Source organism: Streptomyces sp. DSM 15324 (genome assembly GCF_001514285.1).
In the GTDB taxonomy this organism is placed as follows: Bacteria; Actinomycetota; Actinomycetes; order Streptomycetales; family Streptomycetaceae; genus Streptomyces.
Genome location: NZ_KQ949025.1, coordinates 356,368 through 373,821, shown reverse-complemented (window position 1 = coordinate 373,821; position 17,454 = coordinate 356,368). Strand labels below are relative to the sequence as shown.

16 protein-coding genes are annotated in these 17,454 nt (G+C 72.2%); 6 read left to right on the top strand and 10 right to left on the bottom strand.

Features of this window, described 5'->3' with window-relative positions; translation table 11 throughout:
• Positions 1–24: 24 nt before the first annotated feature.
• From AQJ58_RS11995 to AQJ58_RS11985, 3 genes are all read right to left on the bottom strand, one after another.
• On the bottom strand, positions 25–273 hold the full coding sequence (locus AQJ58_RS11995) for a hypothetical protein (protein ID WP_067248636.1): 249 nt from the start codon (positions 271–273) through the stop codon (positions 25–27).
• Positions 270–779, bottom strand: coding sequence for a SigE family RNA polymerase sigma factor (locus AQJ58_RS11990; RefSeq protein WP_067248635.1), 510 nt, complete (start codon positions 777–779; stop codon positions 270–272). Before AQJ58_RS11990 ends, AQJ58_RS11995 begins: the two co-directional genes overlap by 4 nt.
• A 187-nt stretch (positions 780–966) precedes the next feature.
• A complete protein-coding gene (locus tag AQJ58_RS11985) occupies positions 967–1,476 on the bottom strand; it encodes a MarR family winged helix-turn-helix transcriptional regulator (protein ID WP_067248632.1) in 510 nt (169 codons plus the stop codon).
• Between the two features lie 167 nt (positions 1,477–1,643).
• Here AQJ58_RS11985 and ilvA point away from each other — a divergent pair, with 167 nt between their 5' ends.
• The 3 genes from ilvA to AQJ58_RS11970 all read left to right on the top strand — a co-directional run bounded on the left by ilvA (position 1,644) and on the right by AQJ58_RS11970 (position 4,924).
• Positions 1,644–2,873, top strand: coding sequence for a threonine ammonia-lyase (gene ilvA / locus AQJ58_RS11980; RefSeq protein WP_067248630.1), 1,230 nt, complete (start codon positions 1,644–1,646; stop codon positions 2,871–2,873).
• A gap of 148 nt (positions 2,874–3,021) precedes the next feature.
• Complete coding sequence (locus AQJ58_RS11975; protein WP_067248626.1) at positions 3,022–3,984, top strand: ATP-binding cassette domain-containing protein; 963 nt, start codon at positions 3,022–3,024, stop codon at positions 3,982–3,984.
• A 142-nt stretch (positions 3,985–4,126) separates the two neighbouring features.
• A complete protein-coding gene (locus tag AQJ58_RS11970) occupies positions 4,127–4,924 on the top strand; it encodes an ABC transporter permease (RefSeq protein WP_067249674.1) in 798 nt (265 codons plus the stop codon).
• An 84-nt stretch (positions 4,925–5,008) separates the two neighbouring features.
• On the opposite strand, the gene greA is transcribed toward AQJ58_RS11970, so the two are convergent.
• Positions 5,009–5,509, bottom strand: a complete 501-nt coding sequence (gene greA, locus AQJ58_RS11965; protein ID WP_067248623.1) for a transcription elongation factor GreA — start codon at positions 5,507–5,509, stop codon at positions 5,009–5,011.
• A 177-nt stretch (positions 5,510–5,686) separates the two neighbouring features.
• On the bottom strand, positions 5,687–6,088 hold the full coding sequence (locus tag AQJ58_RS11960; RefSeq protein ID WP_067248621.1) for a DUF4307 domain-containing protein: 402 nt from the start codon (positions 6,086–6,088) through the stop codon (positions 5,687–5,689).
• A gap of 135 nt (positions 6,089–6,223) precedes the next feature.
• On the opposite strand from AQJ58_RS11960, the gene mca reads away from it, so the two are divergent.
• Both mca and AQJ58_RS11950 read left to right on the top strand, forming a co-directional pair.
• Positions 6,224–7,084 carry a mycothiol conjugate amidase Mca gene (gene mca, locus AQJ58_RS11955; RefSeq protein ID WP_067248618.1) on the top strand — a complete coding sequence of 287 codons (861 nt, stop codon included), beginning with the start codon at positions 6,224–6,226 and terminating at the stop codon, positions 7,082–7,084.
• Positions 7,077–7,328 (top strand): hypothetical protein, encoded by a 252-nt coding sequence (locus AQJ58_RS11950; protein WP_079078877.1) that lies wholly within the window; start codon positions 7,077–7,079, stop codon positions 7,326–7,328. The genes mca and AQJ58_RS11950 overlap by 8 nt, the downstream gene beginning before the upstream one ends.
• Before the next feature lie 706 nt (positions 7,329–8,034).
• Here the strand turns inward: AQJ58_RS11950 and AQJ58_RS11945 are convergent.
• Positions 8,035–11,253, bottom strand: coding sequence for a tetratricopeptide repeat protein (locus AQJ58_RS11945; protein WP_067248615.1), 3,219 nt, complete (start codon positions 11,251–11,253; stop codon positions 8,035–8,037).
• Between the two features lie 155 nt (positions 11,254–11,408).
• On the opposite strand from AQJ58_RS11945, the gene AQJ58_RS11940 reads away from it, so the two are divergent.
• Positions 11,409–13,442 (top strand): thioredoxin domain-containing protein, encoded by a 2,034-nt coding sequence (locus AQJ58_RS11940; protein WP_067249671.1) that lies wholly within the window; start codon positions 11,409–11,411, stop codon positions 13,440–13,442.
• Between the two features lie 63 nt (positions 13,443–13,505).
• On the opposite strand, the gene AQJ58_RS11935 is transcribed toward AQJ58_RS11940, so the two are convergent.
• From AQJ58_RS11935 to trhA, 4 genes are all read right to left on the bottom strand, one after another.
• Positions 13,506–14,237 (bottom strand): Mut7-C RNAse domain-containing protein, encoded by a 732-nt coding sequence (locus tag AQJ58_RS11935; RefSeq protein ID WP_067248612.1) that lies wholly within the window; start codon positions 14,235–14,237, stop codon positions 13,506–13,508.
• Between the two features lie 33 nt (positions 14,238–14,270).
• On the bottom strand, positions 14,271–14,909 hold the full coding sequence (locus AQJ58_RS11930) for a TetR/AcrR family transcriptional regulator (RefSeq protein ID WP_067248609.1): 639 nt from the start codon (positions 14,907–14,909) through the stop codon (positions 14,271–14,273).
• Positions 14,910–14,911: 2 nt separating this feature from the next.
• Positions 14,912–16,471, bottom strand: coding sequence for a DHA2 family efflux MFS transporter permease subunit (locus AQJ58_RS11925; RefSeq protein WP_067248607.1), 1,560 nt, complete (start codon positions 16,469–16,471; stop codon positions 14,912–14,914).
• A 116-nt stretch (positions 16,472–16,587) separates the two neighbouring features.
• Complete coding sequence (trhA, locus tag AQJ58_RS11920; protein ID WP_067248603.1) at positions 16,588–17,301, bottom strand: PAQR family membrane homeostasis protein TrhA; 714 nt, start codon at positions 17,299–17,301, stop codon at positions 16,588–16,590.
• Between the last annotated feature and the right edge of the window lie 153 nt (positions 17,302–17,454).

Here is a 17,454-nt window from a genome sequence, read left to right as displayed (position 1 = left end):
GTTCGCGCGGCCCCCGCGCGGTGGTCACCAGCCGGTGACCGGTGGAGTCGTCTCCGAGGGCGGCTCCACCCAGGGGCGGACCGTGGCCGCCCAGACCACGAAGGCCACGGTCGCCGCGAACAGCAGCAGCCACAGCAGCCGCAGGGCGATCGTGCGGCGCCGCAGCATCCGGCCGCCCAGCCGGAGCGCGTCCGCGGGGAGACCGGCCGGCACCCGAGGCGTGGTCCGCTCCATCATCTGCCGTACGGCGGCCTCCCGTTCGGGCCGGTTCACGAGGTGGCCGCCTTCGCGCCCACGCGCGCGGGGGCCGGCCCGCGCGGCGGATGCAGCAGGAGTGTGGTCGCCCGGTCCACGATCAGGTCGATGCGGTCCGGGGGCAGCCCGAGCAGCGCCGCCACCTGCTCCTCGGCGACCCCCTCGTGCAGCCGCAGGACCAGGACGAGCCGCTGCTGGGCCGAGAGCACGGCCAGCGGACCGGCGGGCCGGGCGCGGGAGCGGCCGAACGGCAGGCCGCCGTACCGGTACCACGTCCCGCGCGCGAAGCGGACGGCCAGACACTCCCGCGCGTGGTTGTAGGGGTCCTCCCCGCGCAGCCTGTCCCAGTACGCGTACGTGTGCGCCAGGGCGTGGGTCAGCAGGCGCCGCGCGCGCGGGTTGTCCTGCGCCGTCTCCGCGGTGAGCAGGGTGGCGGTCCGCAGCAGCCGTCCGCCCGCCCCGGCCGAGAACGCCTCGAACTCCCGGACCCGGCGGGCTTCCTGGACCGTACGCCTCTCTCGCATCCCGAGCCTCCCGCCTGCCGGCGCCCCCTGGAAACGGCTCCCGGCGGAGCACGCGTAGGGCACCGCGTACGGCCCGGGGGACCCGGTCTCATATGAGGCCAGGGGCGGGCTTTCGGTCAAGAGCCGCGCACGCACCGTATGCATGCCGCGTCCGAGGGCCACGGACGCCTGCGTGCGGGGCCGGTGCTCAGGAGGCGGCGGGTGCCGGCTCCGTGCCCGGCACGCCCTGGGCGGCCATCCGGGAGGACAGGGCGACGTTGAAGCGGGTGAGGAGGGAGCAGAACGCCTCCCGCTCCTCCGGGGCCCACTCCTCGGTCAGCTCGGCCATCAACTGCCGCCGGGAGGACCGTACTTCCTCCAGCCGCGACTGCCCGCGCGGGGAGAGCTGGAGCACCACGGCCCGTCCGTCCTCGGGGTGCGAGGTCCGCTTGACCAGGCCGGTGTCGACGAGGGGGGCCACCTGCCGGGTGACGGTCGAGGAGTCGATCCCCATGCTCGCCGCGAGCGCCTTGACGCCCATGGGGCCTTCCTTGTCGAGACGGTTGAGCAGCAGGTACGCGGCGCGGTCCATGGAGTTGCGTACCTGCCCGACGCCGCCCAGGCGGGTCTGTTCGGCCCGGCGCGCGAAGACCGCGACCTCGTGCTGCAGCGTGTCGAGAAGACCGGTGTCACCGACGGTCGTCATGTCCATCGACATTTCAGGTGTTGTGGGCATGGCCGGGGGCTCACTTCATGAAGGGGTGCTGTCAGGAATTGGGGGACAGAGTACGCGGCCGGAAGCCGGGCCGTACCGGCGCTGAGCAAACCGGTCTCGGTGGTTGGTCACAGCGGCCGTTCCCGCCTGTGAACTGCGATGCTGATGTCATGAGCTATGGCACGGCTGACTCCTTGCGGCCCGTCACCCTCGACGATGTGCGCGGCGCACAGAAGATGCTCTCGGGCGTGGCGCGCATGACGGCGATGGAGGGCAGCCGGCATCTGTCCCAGCTCGTCGGGGCGCCGGTGCTCCTCAAGTGCGAGAACCTGCAACGGACGGGATCGTTCAAACTGCGCGGCGCGTACGTGCGGATCGCGGGGCTGCTGCCGGAGGAGCGGGCCGCCGGGGTGGTCGCGGCGAGCGCCGGCAACCACGCGCAGGGCGTGGCCCTGGCGTCGTCGCTGCTGGGGGTGCGCTCCACCGTGTTCATGCCCAAGGGCGCCCCGCTGCCGAAGATCAGCGCCACCCGGGAGTACGGGGCGGAGGTGCGCCTGCACGGGCAGGTCGTCGACGAGACGCTGGCCGCCGCGCAGGAGTACGCGGAGCGGACGGGCGCGGTGTTCATCCATCCCTTCGACCACGCCGATGTGATCGCGGGGCAGGGCACGGTCGGCCTGGAGATCCTGGAGCAGTGTCCGGAGGTCCGCACGGTCGTCGTCGGGATCGGCGGCGGCGGGCTCGCGGCGGGCATCGCGGTGGCGGTGAAGTCGCTGCGGCCGGACGTGCGGATCGTGGGCGTGCAGGCGGAGGGGGCGGCGGCGTATCCGCCCTCGCTGGCGGCTGGGCGGCCGGTGTCGATCGAGGCGCCGGCGACGATGGCCGACGGGATCAAGGTCGGCCGGCCCGGTGACGTGCCGTTCGGGCTCGTCGGCGAGCTGGTCGACGAGGTGCGCACGGTGTCGGAGGGCGAGCTGTCGGCCGCGCTGCTGCTGTGCCTGGAGCGGGCCAAGCTGGTGGCCGAACCGGCCGGGGCGAGTCCGGTCGCGGCGCTGCTGAGCGAGCCGGGCGCCTTCGAGGGGCCGGTGGTCGCGGTGGTGTCCGGCGGCAATGTGGACCCGGTGCTGATGCAGCGGGTGCTGCGGCACGGCATGGCCGCGCAGGGCCGCTACCTGGCGGTCAGCGTGCGGCTGACGGACCGGCCGGGTGCGCTCGCGACGCTGCTGGGGGTGTTGTCCGTGGTCGACGCGAACGTGCTCGACGTCAGCCATGTGCGGACCGACCCGCGGCTCGGGCTGAGCGAGGTGGAGGTCGAACTGCACCTGGAGACGAAGGGGCCGGCGCACTGCGCCGAGGTCGGCCAGGCCCTGCGCGACGCGGGGTACACGATCGTCGTCTGATCACAGCCTTCTCTCTCACCCGCACGGGTGAAACGCATTGAGGGTCGCGATACATCGCGTTATGGTGGATGCGCGGTCGCCCGTGGGGCGTCCCGAACCACGCAAACCTAGGCTTTTCGAAGGAATCCCCGAAGACGGGAGATCTCTTATGCCAGGCGCCATCTATGCCGAAGGCCTGGTCAAGACCTTCGGTGACGTAAGGGCTCTGGACGGCGTCGACCTGGACGTCCCGGAGGGCACCGTCCTCGGCCTCCTCGGGCCGAACGGCGCGGGCAAGACCACCGCGGTCCGCTGCCTGACCACCCTGCTTCGCCCCGACCGCGGGCGGCTGGAGGTCGCCGGACTCGATGTGCTCAAGCACGCCAACGAGGTGCGCCGCTCGATCGGCCTGTCCGGCCAGTTCGCGGCGGTCGACGAATACCTCACCGGCCGCGAGAACCTCCAGATGGTCGGCAGGCTCTACCAGATGAGAGCGAAGGCCGCGAAGGCGCGCGCCGAGGAACTGCTGGAGCAGTTCGACCTCACCGAGGCCGCCGACCGTACGGCCAAGACCTACTCGGGCGGCATGCGCCGCCGGCTCGACCTCGCCGCGGCACTGGTGGTCTCACCGCCGGTCATGTTCATGGACGAGCCGACGACCGGCCTCGACCCCCGCAACCGCCAGCTCCTGTGGGACGTGATCAAGCGCCTCGTCTCCGGCGGTACGACCCTGCTGCTCACCACCCAGTACCTGGAGGAGGCCGACCACCTCGCGCACGACATCGCGGTCGTCGACCACGGCAAGGTCATCGCCCGCGGCACCTCCGACGAGCTCAAGGCCCGCACCGGCGGTGAGCGCATCGAGGTCGTGGTCCACGAACGCGAACAGATCCCCGTCGCCCGCGAGGTGCTCGCGTCCTTCGGCAAGGGCGAGACCACGGTCGAGGAGCACACCCGCTGTCTCACCGTGCCCGTCACCGGCGGTGCCAAGCTGCTCGCCGAGGTCATCCGTGAGCTGGACACCCGAGGCGTGGAGATGGACGACGTGGGCCTGCGCCGCCCGACCCTCGACGACGTCTTCCTGTCCCTGACCGGACACATCGCCGAGGAGAAGACCGAGGCCACGGTATGACCGCCGCCGCGTCGGGCGGGCCCTTCGGCGCCCCACCGGCCGTTGCGAAACGCAACTTGATCCGAATGTCACAGATTTCGCATCCCGCTCACGCGTGTGCATCGGGACACGCCTCACGGAAGGAGCCGGGGAAGTGAGCGCCATGAACGACTCCCTGGTCATCGCCCGCAGGAACCTGATCCGCATGAGCCGGATTCCTGAAATGGTCATTTTCGGGCTCATCCAGCCGATTATGTTCGTGGTTCTCTTCACGTACGTCTTCGGCGGCTCGATGAACATCGGCGGCTCGACCGACCCGGACGTCTACAAGAACTTCCTGATGGCGGGGATCTTCGCGCAGACCGTCACCTTCGCCACCGCGGGCGCCGGCGCGGGCATCGCCGACGACATGCACAAGGGCCTGATAGACCGCTTCCGCTCGCTGCCCATGGCGCGCGGCGCGGTGCTCACCGGCCGGACCATGGCCGATCTCGTACAGACCGCGCTGACCCTGCTGGTCCTGGCGGTCGTCGCGCTCCTGGTCGGCTGGCGTCCCGGTTTCGCGGAGCCCACCAACTTCGGCAGGATCATGGCCGGCTTCGCCCTCCTGCTGTTCCTCGGCTACGCCTTCACCTGGATCGGCGCCCTGATCGGCCTGACGGTCCGCACCCCCGAGGCGGCCACCTCCGGCGGCCTGATCTGGCTCTTCCCGGTGACCTTCATATCCAACGCGTTCGTGGACTCCTCGCAGATGGCGTCCTGGCTGCAGCCGATAGCCGAGTGGAACCCGTTCAGCGCCACTGTCCAGGCCTGCCGCAAGCTCTTCGGCGACCCGGGCGTCTCACCGTCCGACGCCTGGCCGATGGCCCACCCCGTCTGGGCCTCGCTCCTCTACTCGATCGCGATCGTCGCGGTCTTCCGCACCCTCGCGGTCCGCAAGTACCGCCGGGCAGCCGGTTGATCAAGGGCACGCTGAAGGAACGCGGAAAGAACATGGCGAAGCCCCCGGCGGCTCGGGCGCCAGGGGCTCGTCAGGAGAGGGGGCTCAGCCGCTGTAGGGCTCGGCCTTGAGGATGCGCACGGAGGCCTTCTTGCCGTTCGGCAGCTCGTACTCCGCGTCCTCGCCGACCTTGTGACCGATCACGCCGGTGCCCAGCGGGGACTGCGGCGAGTAGGTCTCGATGTCGGAGCTCGCGTACTCGCGCGACGCGAGCAGGAACGTCATGGTGTCGTCCTCGTCACCGTCGAAGGCGATCGTCACGACCATGCCGGGCGCCACGGCACCGTCCGCGGAGGCCGGGGCCTCGCCGACCTTGGCGTTCTCGAGGAGCTGGGTCAGCTGGCGCACACGGAGCTCCTGCTTGCCCTGCTCCTCCTTGGCCGCGTGGTACCCGCCGTTCTCCCGCAGGTCGCCCTCCTCGCGCGCGGCCGCGATCTTGGCGGCGATCTCCGTGCGCGCAGGACCAGTAAGGTGCTCAAGCTCTTCCTTGAGCTTGTTGTACGCCTCCTGGGTAAGCCAGGTGACGGACTCGCTGGTCTGGGTCACAGGGTGCTCCTCGTCGGTACTGGGAATACAAAGCATCGCCCTACCCTCAAGCATGTTCCTCAGGGGATGGGCGAAACCACGAGCCTAACAATTCCGCGGGCAAAGGGGGAGGACATAAGCCACCAGAATTACGTCAACGCAGGTCAGCATGTACGTAATGCGGAGGACAGGGGGTCCTCAGTCGGCGTGACAGCCGAGCAGCTCGGCGGTGGTGCCCTTGGCCGTCGTGCGGAGGGTGACCACCTTGTCGATCCGGGTGTCCGACCCGGAGAAGCGGAAGTCCGCGCGGCCCACCTCGTCGCCGTCGGCCGACTGGGAGCGCACCGTGCAGTAGCCGCTCGCCCCCGCGTCCTTGCGGACCTCCAGGTGCACCTCGACGGCGTCGTCCGAGGTCGCCTTGAAGGTGATCACCTCGGCGCTGATCTTGTTCTGGCCGACGTAGTGGTAGGCGAAGTATCCGACGATCACCAGCAGGACCCCGCCGAGCACGGCGCCCACGATCTTCAGGGTGCGGTCGGCCCGTTCGTCCGAGGTGCGGCCGTAGCGGCCCTCGGGCACGCGGGTGCTCGCCGTACTCATGATCGTCCTCTCGGCAGGCCAAGGCCCTGGAATTAATCGCCCCCCGATTCGGTCACTATAGAAGCCTGCGATCGCGCCGGCTCACACGGGCGCCGACTTACCGAGGATTGAGTCTTGACTGACCAGCTGCGACTGATGGCCGTGCACGCGCACCCCGACGACGAGTCGAGCAAGGGCGCGGCCACCATGGCGAAGTACGTGTCCGAGGGGGTGGACGTGCTGGTGGTGACCTGCACGGGCGGGGAGCGCGGCTCCATCCTCAACCCCAAGCTCCAGGGCGACAAGTACATCGAGGAGCACATCCACGAGGTACGCAAGCGGGAGATGGACGAGGCCCGCGAGATCCTCGGCATCAAGCAGGAGTGGCTCGGCTTCGTCGACTCCGGCCTGCCCGAGGGCGACCCGCTGCCCCCGCTGCCCGAGGGCTGCTTCGCCCTGGAGGACGTCGACAAGGCGGCCGGCGAGCTGGTGCGGCAGATCCGCTCCTTCCGTCCCCAGGTGATCACCACCTACGACGAGAACGGCGGCTACCCGCACCCCGACCACATCATGACCCACAAGATCTCGATGGTGGCGTTCGAGGGCGCGGACGACACCGCGAAGTACCCGGAGGACGAGTTCGGGCCCGCGTACCGGCCGCTGAAGCTGTACTACAACCAGGGCTTCAACCGCCCCCGCACGGAGGCGCTGCACCACGCGATGCTCGACCGGGGCCTGGAGTCGCCGTACGGGGAGTGGCTCAAGCGCTGGCAGGAGTTCGGGGCGAAGGAGCGCACGCTCACCACGCACGTCCCGTGCGCCGAGTTCTTCGAGATCCGCGACAAGGCGCTGATCGCCCACGCCACGCAGATCGACCCCGACGGCGGCTGGTTCCGGGTGCCGATGCACATCCAGAAGGAGGTCTGGCCGACCGAGGAGTACGAGCTCGCGAAGGCTCTCGTCGCTACGTCCATCCCCGAGGACGACCTCTTCGCGGGCGTCCGGGACAATGCCTGACATGAGCGCAAGCGTGAGCCTGGCAATGACGCACCTCGTCCCCCTCGCCAAGGAGGTCGACGAGAACAAGGTCACCCCCGGTGTCCTCGGCTTCATCGTCTTCGCGGCGATGGCGGTGGCGGTGTGGGCCCTGATGAAGTCCATGAACAAGCACATGGGCAAGGTCGACTTCAAGGAGACCCCCGACGCCGAGGAGACCCCGGCCCCGGGCCCGACGGGCAGGACCTCACCGGCCAAGGGCTGACCCTGCCGTAACGGCCGGGTTTTTGGGTCTGCCGGACTCAGGCATCACCTGGGCGGTAGGCCCGGGCACCGCGCCCGGGCGGTCGGTCGGACGCACCGCGTCTTGCCGTGCGGGTGGCCGGCTCTGCCACGCTCGGCTGGGCGGTCGGCTCCGCCGCATCCGGTCAGGTGCCCGGACCGGCCGGAACCAGGCACCACCTGCCCGGTCGGCCGCGTCCCGCCCGGCCAGGCAGCCGGCCCCTTCCACGCCTGACCGGCCGGCCGACCCTGCCGTGCTCGGCCGAGCACTCGCTCCTGCCACGCCCGGCTGGCGATCGGTTCTGCCGCGCCCTGCTGGGCGGTCGGCTCTGCCGCACACTGCCGGCTGCCCGGTCCCGCCATCCCGGCCCCATGCCCGGGCTTGCCCCCGGCCAGGTGCCTTATCCCGCCGCCCCCGAGCAGATGGCCCTAGCTTGCCTCCCGGCCAGGTGCCGCATGCTCGGGCCGGCAAGCCAGACCGTGCTGCTGAGCCCCAGGCCCCGGCCGCATGCCGGGGCTTGTGCCGCCCCGGGCAGGCGGCCCGGTCCTGCCGCCGCCGGCCCAAGTGCCCCCTTCTGTCGCTGCCAGCCCGGAGCCTGCCGCTGCTGGGCCTGCGGGCCCCGGTCGCATGGCCTGGCGAAGAAGCTGAACCGTGTCGGCTGCCGAGGTTGTGCCGCCCGGCGGAGCATCTACGTCTCGTTCACCGCCACGCCCATGACCTCGCGTTCATGGCGGCCCGGGACCAGGCCGAGGCGCCAGGCCTGCCAACCGGTTTCCGGGCGTATGCCGCGCTCCAGGAGGACGGCGTAGGTGGCGAGGGACTCGGACAGTTTGGTGTCCCGCAGGGGGTGGGCCGTGCGGCTGAGCTGGGCCAGTTCCTCCTGGGCCACGGCCGTGCCGACCTCCACGCCGCCCGGGGCGCCGTACGGCAGGAGGGTGCAGCGCAGGAAGCGGGCCCAGTCCTCCCCGCGGCGGTCGCCGTAGGAGGAGAACAGGCCCGCCGCCTCGTCGCACAGGGCCAGGGCCTGCTGGGCGCGGGCGTTGCCCGCCTCGATGATCGCGAGTTCCAGGCAGGTCCACGCCTCGCCGTGGGAGACCCCGATGCGCTGGAAGTCGGCGCGCGCGTCGACCAGGAGCTGCCGGGCGAAACCGGAGTTGCGCAGCGAGCCGGTCTGGGCGGCCCGCTGGTCGCGGGTGACGCGCGCCGAGTGGTGGCGGGCACAGGCCAGGCCGTAGACGTCGCGCATCCGGGAGAAGAGGGAGCGGGAGCGTTCGAGTTCGCGGACCGAGCTGTCCAGGTCACCGGTCTCCTCCAGGGCGAGGCCGAGGTAGTACACGGTCCAGGCCTCGCCGCGGGCGTCCTCGTTGGCGCGGTGCCGGGCCGCCGCCGCGCGCAGTCCCTCCACCGCGGCGGACGGTTCCCCGGCGATCATGCGGGCCCGGGCCAGCTGGGTCAGCGCCCAGGCCGCACCGCGTTCGTCGCGCGTACGGCCGTAGAGATCGAGGGCGCGGCGCAGGTCGGACTCGGCGGCGCGGACGTCGCCGCGCCGCAGGTTGAGCTGGCCGAGCTGGAAGTGGGCCCAGGCCTCCCCGTGCACGGAACCGCCCTCCCGGTGCAGCACCAGGGAGCGGGTCAGCAGGTCCAGCGCCTCGCCGAGCCGGGCCCGGTCCCGTTCCACCGCGGCCAGGGCGTGCATGGTCCAGGCGCGGTCGGTGGCCAGCTCGGGAGCGGCCTGGAGGTCCATCGCCTCCCGCAGCCGGGCCGCCGCCTCGGTGAGGTTGCCCTGGTGGTGCAGGGTGATGCCCAGGGAGCACAGGGCCCGGGCCGCGCCCGCGTCATGGTGGGCCTGGAGGTAGAGGTCGACGACCGAGGCCAGGGTGGCGCGGGCCTTGTCCAGCTCGCCGAGCTGGCGGGCCGCGATGCCCGTGCGCCACTGCACGGACCGCACCAGCAGGTCCTGGCCGAGCGACTGGGCCAGCTCGCTGATCTCCCCGAGGCGGTAGAGGTCGCCGCGCAGCAGGCAATAGTCGCACAGCGCGCCCAGCAGGCTCAGTACGGCCGTCTCGTGCACGCCCTCCGCCTGGCGCAGGGTCGCGGTGATGAAGCTCGACTCGTCGTCCAGCCAGCGCAGGGCCTCGTCGAGGGAGGTGAAGCCGTGCGGGGTGAACCGGTCCGAGCGGGTCGACATGTTGCCGTCGACCAGGCGCAGCACGGAGTCGGCGAGCTCGGCGTAGCTGACGATCAGGCGTTCCTGGGCGGCGGTGAGCTCGGTGTGCTCCTCCTCGTCGAGCAGCCGGGCCTGGGCGAAGGCGCGGACCAGGTCGTGCAGCCGGTAGCGGTCGCCGCGCACCCGGTCGACCAGGCCGGCGTTCGCGAGGGCGGTCAGCTGCCGGGTCGCCTCCGTGCGGTCGGTGGCCAGGAGGGCGGCGGCCGCGGCGGCGCCCAGTGAGGCCCGTCCGGCCAGCGCCAGCCGCCGCAGCAGACGGCGGGCGCCTTCGGGCTGGTCGGTGTAGCGCAGCCACAGGGCGCGCTCGACGGGTCCGACCGGGCCGTACGCCCCGAGGTCCGCGGCCAGTGCGCGCGGTGAGCGCGGGCCGAGCGAGGAGCCCGCGATCCGCAGCGCCAGCGGCAGCCCGCCGCACAGCTCCCTGATCCGTTCGGCGGATTCGGCGTCGTAGGGCGCGGAGGTGTCCTGGGCGGCGGCGCGCAGCAGTTCCTCCGCGCCCGCGGCCTGAAGGGGCCGTACGGCGAGCCGGTGGACCCAGGCGGACAGCTCGGCGGGGAGGTCGAGCGGGTCGCGGGCGGTGACCAGGACCAGGCTGTCGGAGCGTTCGGGGACGAGGGTGCGCACCTGCTCGGGGTCGCCGGCGTCGTCGAGGAGGACGACGACCGGCAGGCCGGTGAGGTGCTGGTAGTAGAGGTCGGCGAGGCGCTTGACCTGCTGGTCCGGGGACGAACGCTCGCGGAAGAGGAGCTGTTCGCGGGGCGCGCCGAGGCGGTTCAGCAGGTGCAGCAGGGCGTCCCGGGTGGCCAGCGGGGTGCCCTGGGCGCTGTCGCCGCGCAGATCGACGACGCAGGCGCCGCGGAACTGGTCGCGCAGCTCGTGTGCGGCGCGTACCGCGAGTGCGCTGCGGCCGCTGCCGGGCGGGCCGTGCAGCACGACGACGGTGGGCCTGGTCTCGGTGCTCGCCCGGGCCGACTGCACCCACTGGCGGATCTGCGCCAGCTCCGACCGCCGTCCCGCGAGGGGGCCCACCGGCTCCGGGAGCTGGCCGAACGACTGCTCCAGCACGGTCCGGCCGCGTGCCGCCGCACTCTTGTCGGCGCCCTTCAGCTGCGGGCCGGGCGTCTTCGGGGGGTGGACCGGCCGCGGCCCGGTCGTCGCGTCCAGCACCCGCTGCTGGTCCAGGAAGGGGCGGATCCCTCGTACCTCCAGCGCCGTCAGCCACTGCAACCGTAACTGTTCGGCGCCGCCGGGCTGTCCGGCCCGGCCGGCCTGGTGGTGGGCGGCCGGCAGATGCGCGCCGGCCACCTTCACCACGGTCGTCGCGGCCCCGACCACGCCGACCGCGACCCCGGCCCCGAGGGCGGTGCCGGGCCCGGTGCCGAGCGCGAGGTCGGCGACCGCGGTCGTCAGGGCGGCAACGCCCGCGACGAGTAAGGGAGTCCGCCCGCCGCCCTCCTTGGCGTACCGCTGGGCGAAGCTGACCTGTCCGGCGGCGCGTTCGTCGAGGGCGCGGGCGTAGGCCTCGTACTCCGTGGCGGCGGTCTGCGCCATCGCCTCCAGCGCCCCGCGCGCCCGGGTCATCAGCACCTGCCGGTCGGCCCGTCCGCCCGACCGCCGTACCTCTTCCTCCACGGCCCGCGCCAACAATCGCTCTGCCTCTGCCTTGTGACTGTCCCGCATGTCCCGTCCCCCTCCGGCGGCACGGCGTTCGTCCGGTCAAGTGTGCGGCGGACACCCCCGTGGCGCGAGAGGGCGAAGGGTTACGGAGGGTTTCCGATCGGACACCGCCCATGCGGCCGCTGCCCGTCGCCGGGTACTGCGGCAGGATGGACCCCATGCCGAACCGACTGGCCCATGAGACGTCCCCGTATCTGCTCCAGCACGCCGACAATCCGGTGGACTGGTGGCCCTGGTCCGAGGAGGCCTTCGAGGAGGCGCGGCGGCGCGGGGTCCCGGTGCTGCTCAGTGTCGGGTACAGCAGTTGCCACTGGTGCCACGTCATGGCCCACGAGTCCTTCGAGGACGCGGAGACCGCGGAGCAGCTCAACGCGGGGTTCGTGAGTGTCAAGGTCGACCGGGAGGAACGGCCCGACGTGGACGCCGTCTACATGGAGGCGGTGCAGGCCGCCACCGGGCAGGGCGGGTGGCCGATGACGGTGTTCCTGACGCCGGACGCGGAGCCGTTCTACTTCGGTACGTACTTCCCGCCGGCGCCCCGGCACGGCATGCCGTCGTTCCGGCAGGTGCTGGAGGGTGTGCGGCAGGCGTGGACGGAGCGGCGGGACGAGGTCGCGGAGGTCGCCGGGAAGATCGTGCGGGACCTGTCGGAGCGGGAGATCTCCTTCGGGGACGCCGAACCGCCCGGGGAGCAGGAGCTGTCGCAGGCGCTGCTGGGGCTGACCCGCGAGTACGACCCGCAGCGCGGCGGGTTCGGCGGGGCGCCGAAGTTCCCGCCGTCCATGGTGGTGGAGTTCCTGCTGCGGCACCACGCCCGCACCGGCGCCGAGGGCGCGCTCCAGATGGCCCGGGACACCTGTGAGCGGATGGCGCGGGGCGGGATCTACGACCAGCTCGGCGGCGGGTTCGCCCGGTACTCGGTCGACCGCGACTGGACCGTGCCGCATTTCGAGAAGATGTTGTACGACAACGCGCTGCTCTGCCGGGCCTACGCGCATCTGTGGCGGGCCACCGGTTCCGAGCTCGCCCGGCGGGTCGCCGTGGAGACGGCCGACTTCATGGTGCGGGAGCTGCGGACCGCGGAGGGCGGTTTCGCCTCGGCGCTGGACGCCGACAGCGACGACGGGACCGGCAGGCACGTCGAGGGCGCGTACTACGTGTGGACGCCCGAGCAGCTGACCGAGGTGCTCGGCGCCGAGGACGCGCGGATCGCCATGCACTACTTCGGGGTCACGGAGGAGGGCACCTTCGAGGAGGGCGCCTCCGTGCTGCGGCTGCCCCAGCAGGACAGCGTGTTCGACGCGGAGAAGATCGCCGGCATCAGGGAACGGCTGCTGGCGAAGCGGGCCGGGCGTCCCGCGCCCGGCAGGGACGACAAGGTCGTCGCCGCCTGGAACGGGCTCGCGATCGCCGCCCTCGCCGAGACCGGCGCCTACTTCGACCGCCCCGACCTGGTGGCCGCGGCCGTGGGCGCCGCCGATCTCCTCGTCCGGCTGCACCTCGACGAGCAGGCGCGGCTCTCCCGGACCAGCAAGGACGGGCAGGCCGGGGCGAACGCCGGGGTGCTGGAGGACTACGGCGATGTCGCCGAGGGGTTCCTCGCGCTGGCCTCGGTCACCGGGGAGGGGGTCTGGCTGGAGTTCGCCGGGTTCCTGCTCGACCACGTCCTCGTCCGGTTCGCCGACCCGGAGTCGGGGGCGCTGTACGACACGGCCGCCGACGCCGAGCAGCTGATCCGCAGGCCGCAGGATCCGACCGACAACGCCGTGCCCTCCGGCTGGACCGCCGCCGCCGGCGCGCTGCTGGGCTATGCCGCGCACACCGGTTCGGTGCCGCACCGCACCGCCGCGGAGAAGGCCCTCGGGGTCGTGAAGGCGCTGGGACCGCGGGTGCCCCGGTTCATCGGGTGGGGGCTCGCCGTGGCCGAGGCGCTGCTGGACGGGCCGCGCGAGGTGGCCGTCGTGGCGGCCGCGTTCGACGACCCGGCCGCGCAGTCGCTGCTCCGTACGGCGCTGCTCGGCGCGGCGCCGGGGGCGGTGGTGGCGTACGGCACGGTCGGCAGCGAGGAGTTCCCGTTGCTCGCCGACCGGCCGCTGCGGGACGGCGAACCGACGGCGTACGTCTGCCGCAACTTCACGTGCGACGCCCCGACGACCGACCCGGAACGGCTGCGCGCGGCGCTGGGCGACTGAGGGGGCTCGCGCCCGGTCGGACCTCCTGTCGCGCGGCGGCGCGGCGGGGAGGGGCCGTCGTCCTCAGTTCTCCTGCGCGCGCATGCTCAGGGCGTCCTCGACGATCGCCTCCAGCTGCTGGTGGTGGGCGCCCTTCCAGTAGGCGCGGCCGCAGGAGGCGCACTGGGCGAACACGTCGTAGGAGCGGTGGGTGCCCTGTGCGAGCTGGTCGGCGACCTCGTCCTTGGTGGCCCCGCGCAGCAGGCCGTTGCAGGCGGTGCAGCGGGTCCAGGGGGCGAGGTCCGGGTGGAACCGGTCGAGGATGTCGTGGAGCTGGTCCTCGGGGCGGGTGCTGTAGACGTAGGCGCCGGCCCACAGCTCGCGCCGGCGCAGCAGGCCCCGGTCGCGGCTGAGCATGACCCGCTGCTCGGCGGCGGAACGGGCGGCGAGGGCCGGGTCGCCGATGTCGGTGGACTCGTAGGCCGTGTCCACGCCGAGCAGGCGCAGCCGGCGGGCGAGGGTGCCGAGGTGGACGTCGAGGAGGAACCGCAGCGGGGCGCCGGGCACCTGCTGGGGGCGGTCGACCGGGCGGACCGTCACCCGCTCGCCGTCCGCCGGGATGTGCGCGACCGGCACCTCGCGGCCGTCGACCACGAGGGTGCCGACCTCCGTCAGCGGGACGCCGAGGGACTCGACGACGTGGCCGAGGGTGGAGACGCCGTCGACGGCGAGCGGATGGGTGCCGGTCCGGCGGGCGTGCGGGACGAACAGGGCCAGCTCGGGGGCGACTTCGACGTGGATCTCGGGTGGGTTCACCTGGTCAGGATGGCATGGTGGGCCGGGCCCGGCTCAGGGCTTTTCGAGGGGCAGGCCGTTCTGCAGGATGTCCAGGGTGCGGTCGAGCAGCGCGGCGAGATCGCCCTGGTGACCCTGCTCGGCCCAGTACATCGAGGTCTCCATCAGGCCGCCGATGAGGGACATCGTGTACACGCGCACTTCCAGGCCGTCGGCGGGGAGGCCGGTGCGCTCGGCGACGGCCGTGGCGAACATCCGGCCGGTGACCGACATGCTCTCCATCATGCGCGAGCGCACCGCGGGGACGTCGACGAGCAGCCGGGTGCGGATACGCGCCACCTCGGGGTCCTCCTCGATGCCGGTGCGTACGGCCTCCTTCATCACGTACCGGACGGACTGCGTCCACAGCTCGTCCGCCGGGCGGGCCCGCAGCTCCTCCACGAGGATCGGGTCGTACTCGTCCGTGAGGACGATGTCCTCCTTGGTGGGGAAGTAGCGGAAGACGGTCGACGGCGACACCTCGGCGCGCTCGGCGATCTGGTCGATCGTCGTGGCGTCGTACCCCTGCTCCTTGATCAGCGTGTACGTCGCGGTGCGGATCGCCTCGCGCGTCTTGATCTTCTTGCGCTCACGCAGACCCAGGGGCGGGCGGTCGGCGGGGGTGGAGGTGCGGGCGGCCGTCATGGGGTTCATTCTCAGGCATCCGCCGTGTGCGCTGCCACGTCGGCCCGTTCGCCGTCGGTGCGCCGGGCCGCCTTCGTGCCCGGCAGGAAGGCCGCCGCCAGGAGGGCCGAGACCAGGGCGGCGATCCCGCACACCAGCAGGGCCAGGGTCATCCCGTGCACGTACGCGTCGTTCGCGGAGGCGGCGAGGTGGGCGGAGCCCGCCTTCTCGGCGACGAGGTGCGCGGCGACGACGGAGTCCCGTGCGGTGCCGGCGGCGCCGGCGGGCAGTCCGGTGACGTCGAGGCGGTCGCGGAAGGCGGCCGAGAGCAGGGAGCCGAGCAGGGCGATCCCGATCGCGGCGCCGACCTGGCGCAGGGTCATCAGCAGCCCGGAGCCGCTGCCGGCCCGGTCGGCGGGCAGGGCGCCGAGGGCGCCGTCCATCGCGGGCACGACCGCGAAGCCGAAGCCGAAGCCGGTGATCGACAGCCACAGCGCGGTGAAGCCGTAGCCCGAGTCGACCGTCGTACGGGTGCCGAGGAGCGCGGCGAAGGCCAGCACCATCAGCCCGGTGCTGACGACGGCACGCGGTCCGAACCGGGCGACGACGGGCTGGGCGGCCCGGGAGGCGACCAGCAGGCCGCCCATCAGCGGCAGCAGCCGTACGCCGGTGCCGAGGGCGTCGTTGCCGAGGACGGCCTGGAGGTAGGGGGGCAGGACGAACATCAGGCCGGACAGGACGAACATGACCACGGTCGCGGCGAGCGCGTTGAACAGGAAGCCGCGGTCGGCGAGCAGCGCCATGTCGAGCATCGGCCGCTCGACGCGCCGCTCGCGCAGCACCAGGCCGGCGATCAGGGCCACGGCCGCGCCGGACATGCCGAGCACCAGCGGGTCGCCCCAGCCGCGGGTGGGCGCCTCGATGATCGCGTAGATGAGCGCGCCGAGGCCGGTGGCGGTGAGCGCGGTGGACAGGGTGTCGACCCGGGGGGAGGCGGGGTCGCGGGTCTCGGGGAGCAGCAGGACGCAGGCCGTGATGCCGATCGCGGCCATCGGCACGTTGACCAGGAAGACCGAGCCCCACCAGAAGTGGTCGAGGAGCCAGCCGCCGATGATCGGGCCGAGGGGCAGGCCGAGCGCGGAGGCGGCGGAGATGACGCCGACGGCCTTGGTGCGCTCGTCGGCGCCGAAGAGCGAGGGCAGGACGGACAGGGCGAGCGGGGTGATGAGCGCGCCGCCGACGCCCATGACGGCGCGGGCCGCGACGACCCAGTCCACGTCGTCGGCGAGCGCGCCCATCAGCGAGCCGGCCAGGAAGATCCCGAGCCCGGTGATCAGCATCCGGCGGCGGCCGAAGCGGTCGCCGAGGAGGCCGGCGGGGAGCATCAGCGCCGCGAAGACGACGACGTACGCGTCCGCCATCCACTGCTGCTCGCCGGTGGTGGCGCCGAGGTCGCGCGCCATCGTGGGGAGCGCCACGTTGAGGATCGTCATGTCGAAGCCGAGCGTCAGCATGCTGGCGACCAGGGCCGCGAGGGCCCACCAGCGGCGGGGGTCGCGCCCCGCCCCGGAAGCGTTCGTGACAGTAGCCATGAAATGAGAGTAGCTCTCAAAATGTACCTGCTGTCAATCCTCCCTGGGGTGGGTGGCGGGCATGCAAAAGGGCCACGGCTCGCAAGCCGTGGCCCTGAGAAGGCTGAAAAACGACGCTACGCGTGCTGGTACGCCACCAGCGAGATGCCGACATAGTGGACGACGAACGCGGCGAGCGTGAGCGAGTGGAAGACCTCGTGGAAGCCGAACCACCGAGGTGAGGGGTTGGGTCGCTTGATGCCGTAGATCACGCCGCCCGCGCTGTAGAGCACCCCGCCGACGACGACGAGGACCAGGACCGCGATACCGCCGGTGCGCATGAAGTCCGGCAGGAAGAAGACGGCCGCCCAGCCCATCGCGATGTAGCAGGGGGTGTAGAGCCAGCGCGGGGCGCCGACCCAGAAGACCCGGAACGCGATGCCCGCGAGCGCCGCGCCCCAGATGCCCCACAGCAGCCACTGTCCCTTGGAGTCCGGCAGGAGCAGCAGGGTGAGCGGGGTGTAGGTGCCCGCGATGATCAGGAAGATGTTCGCGTGGTCGAGGCGGCGCAGGATCCCGTCCATGCGGGCGTTCCAGTTCCCCCGGTGGTACAGCGCGCTCACGCCGAACAGCAGGCAGGCGGTGAAGGCGTAGATACCGCAGGCGATGCGGCCCCGGGTGGAGTCCGCCAGGGCCGTGAGGACCAGGCCTGCGATCAGCGCGGCCGGAAACATGCCGAGATGCAGCCAGCCGCGGAGCTTCGGCTTGATCTCGTGCGGCAGGGAGAGCCCGAGCGGACCGCGGCCGTCGGCCGGCGTGTCTGTGGGCGCGTCGGAGGCGGGCGCAGTCATGGGCCGCATCGTACCGACGGGGCCGTAAGTTACGGGCCGGTCTCGGAGGTTCGAGGGCGAAGAGTGGCCATCGTCTCATGGCGCCGCACTGAAAGCCGGGAAAAGTTCACTCCAAAGAATGTTCTGTTGAACGTCAAGTGGACGCAAAAAGGC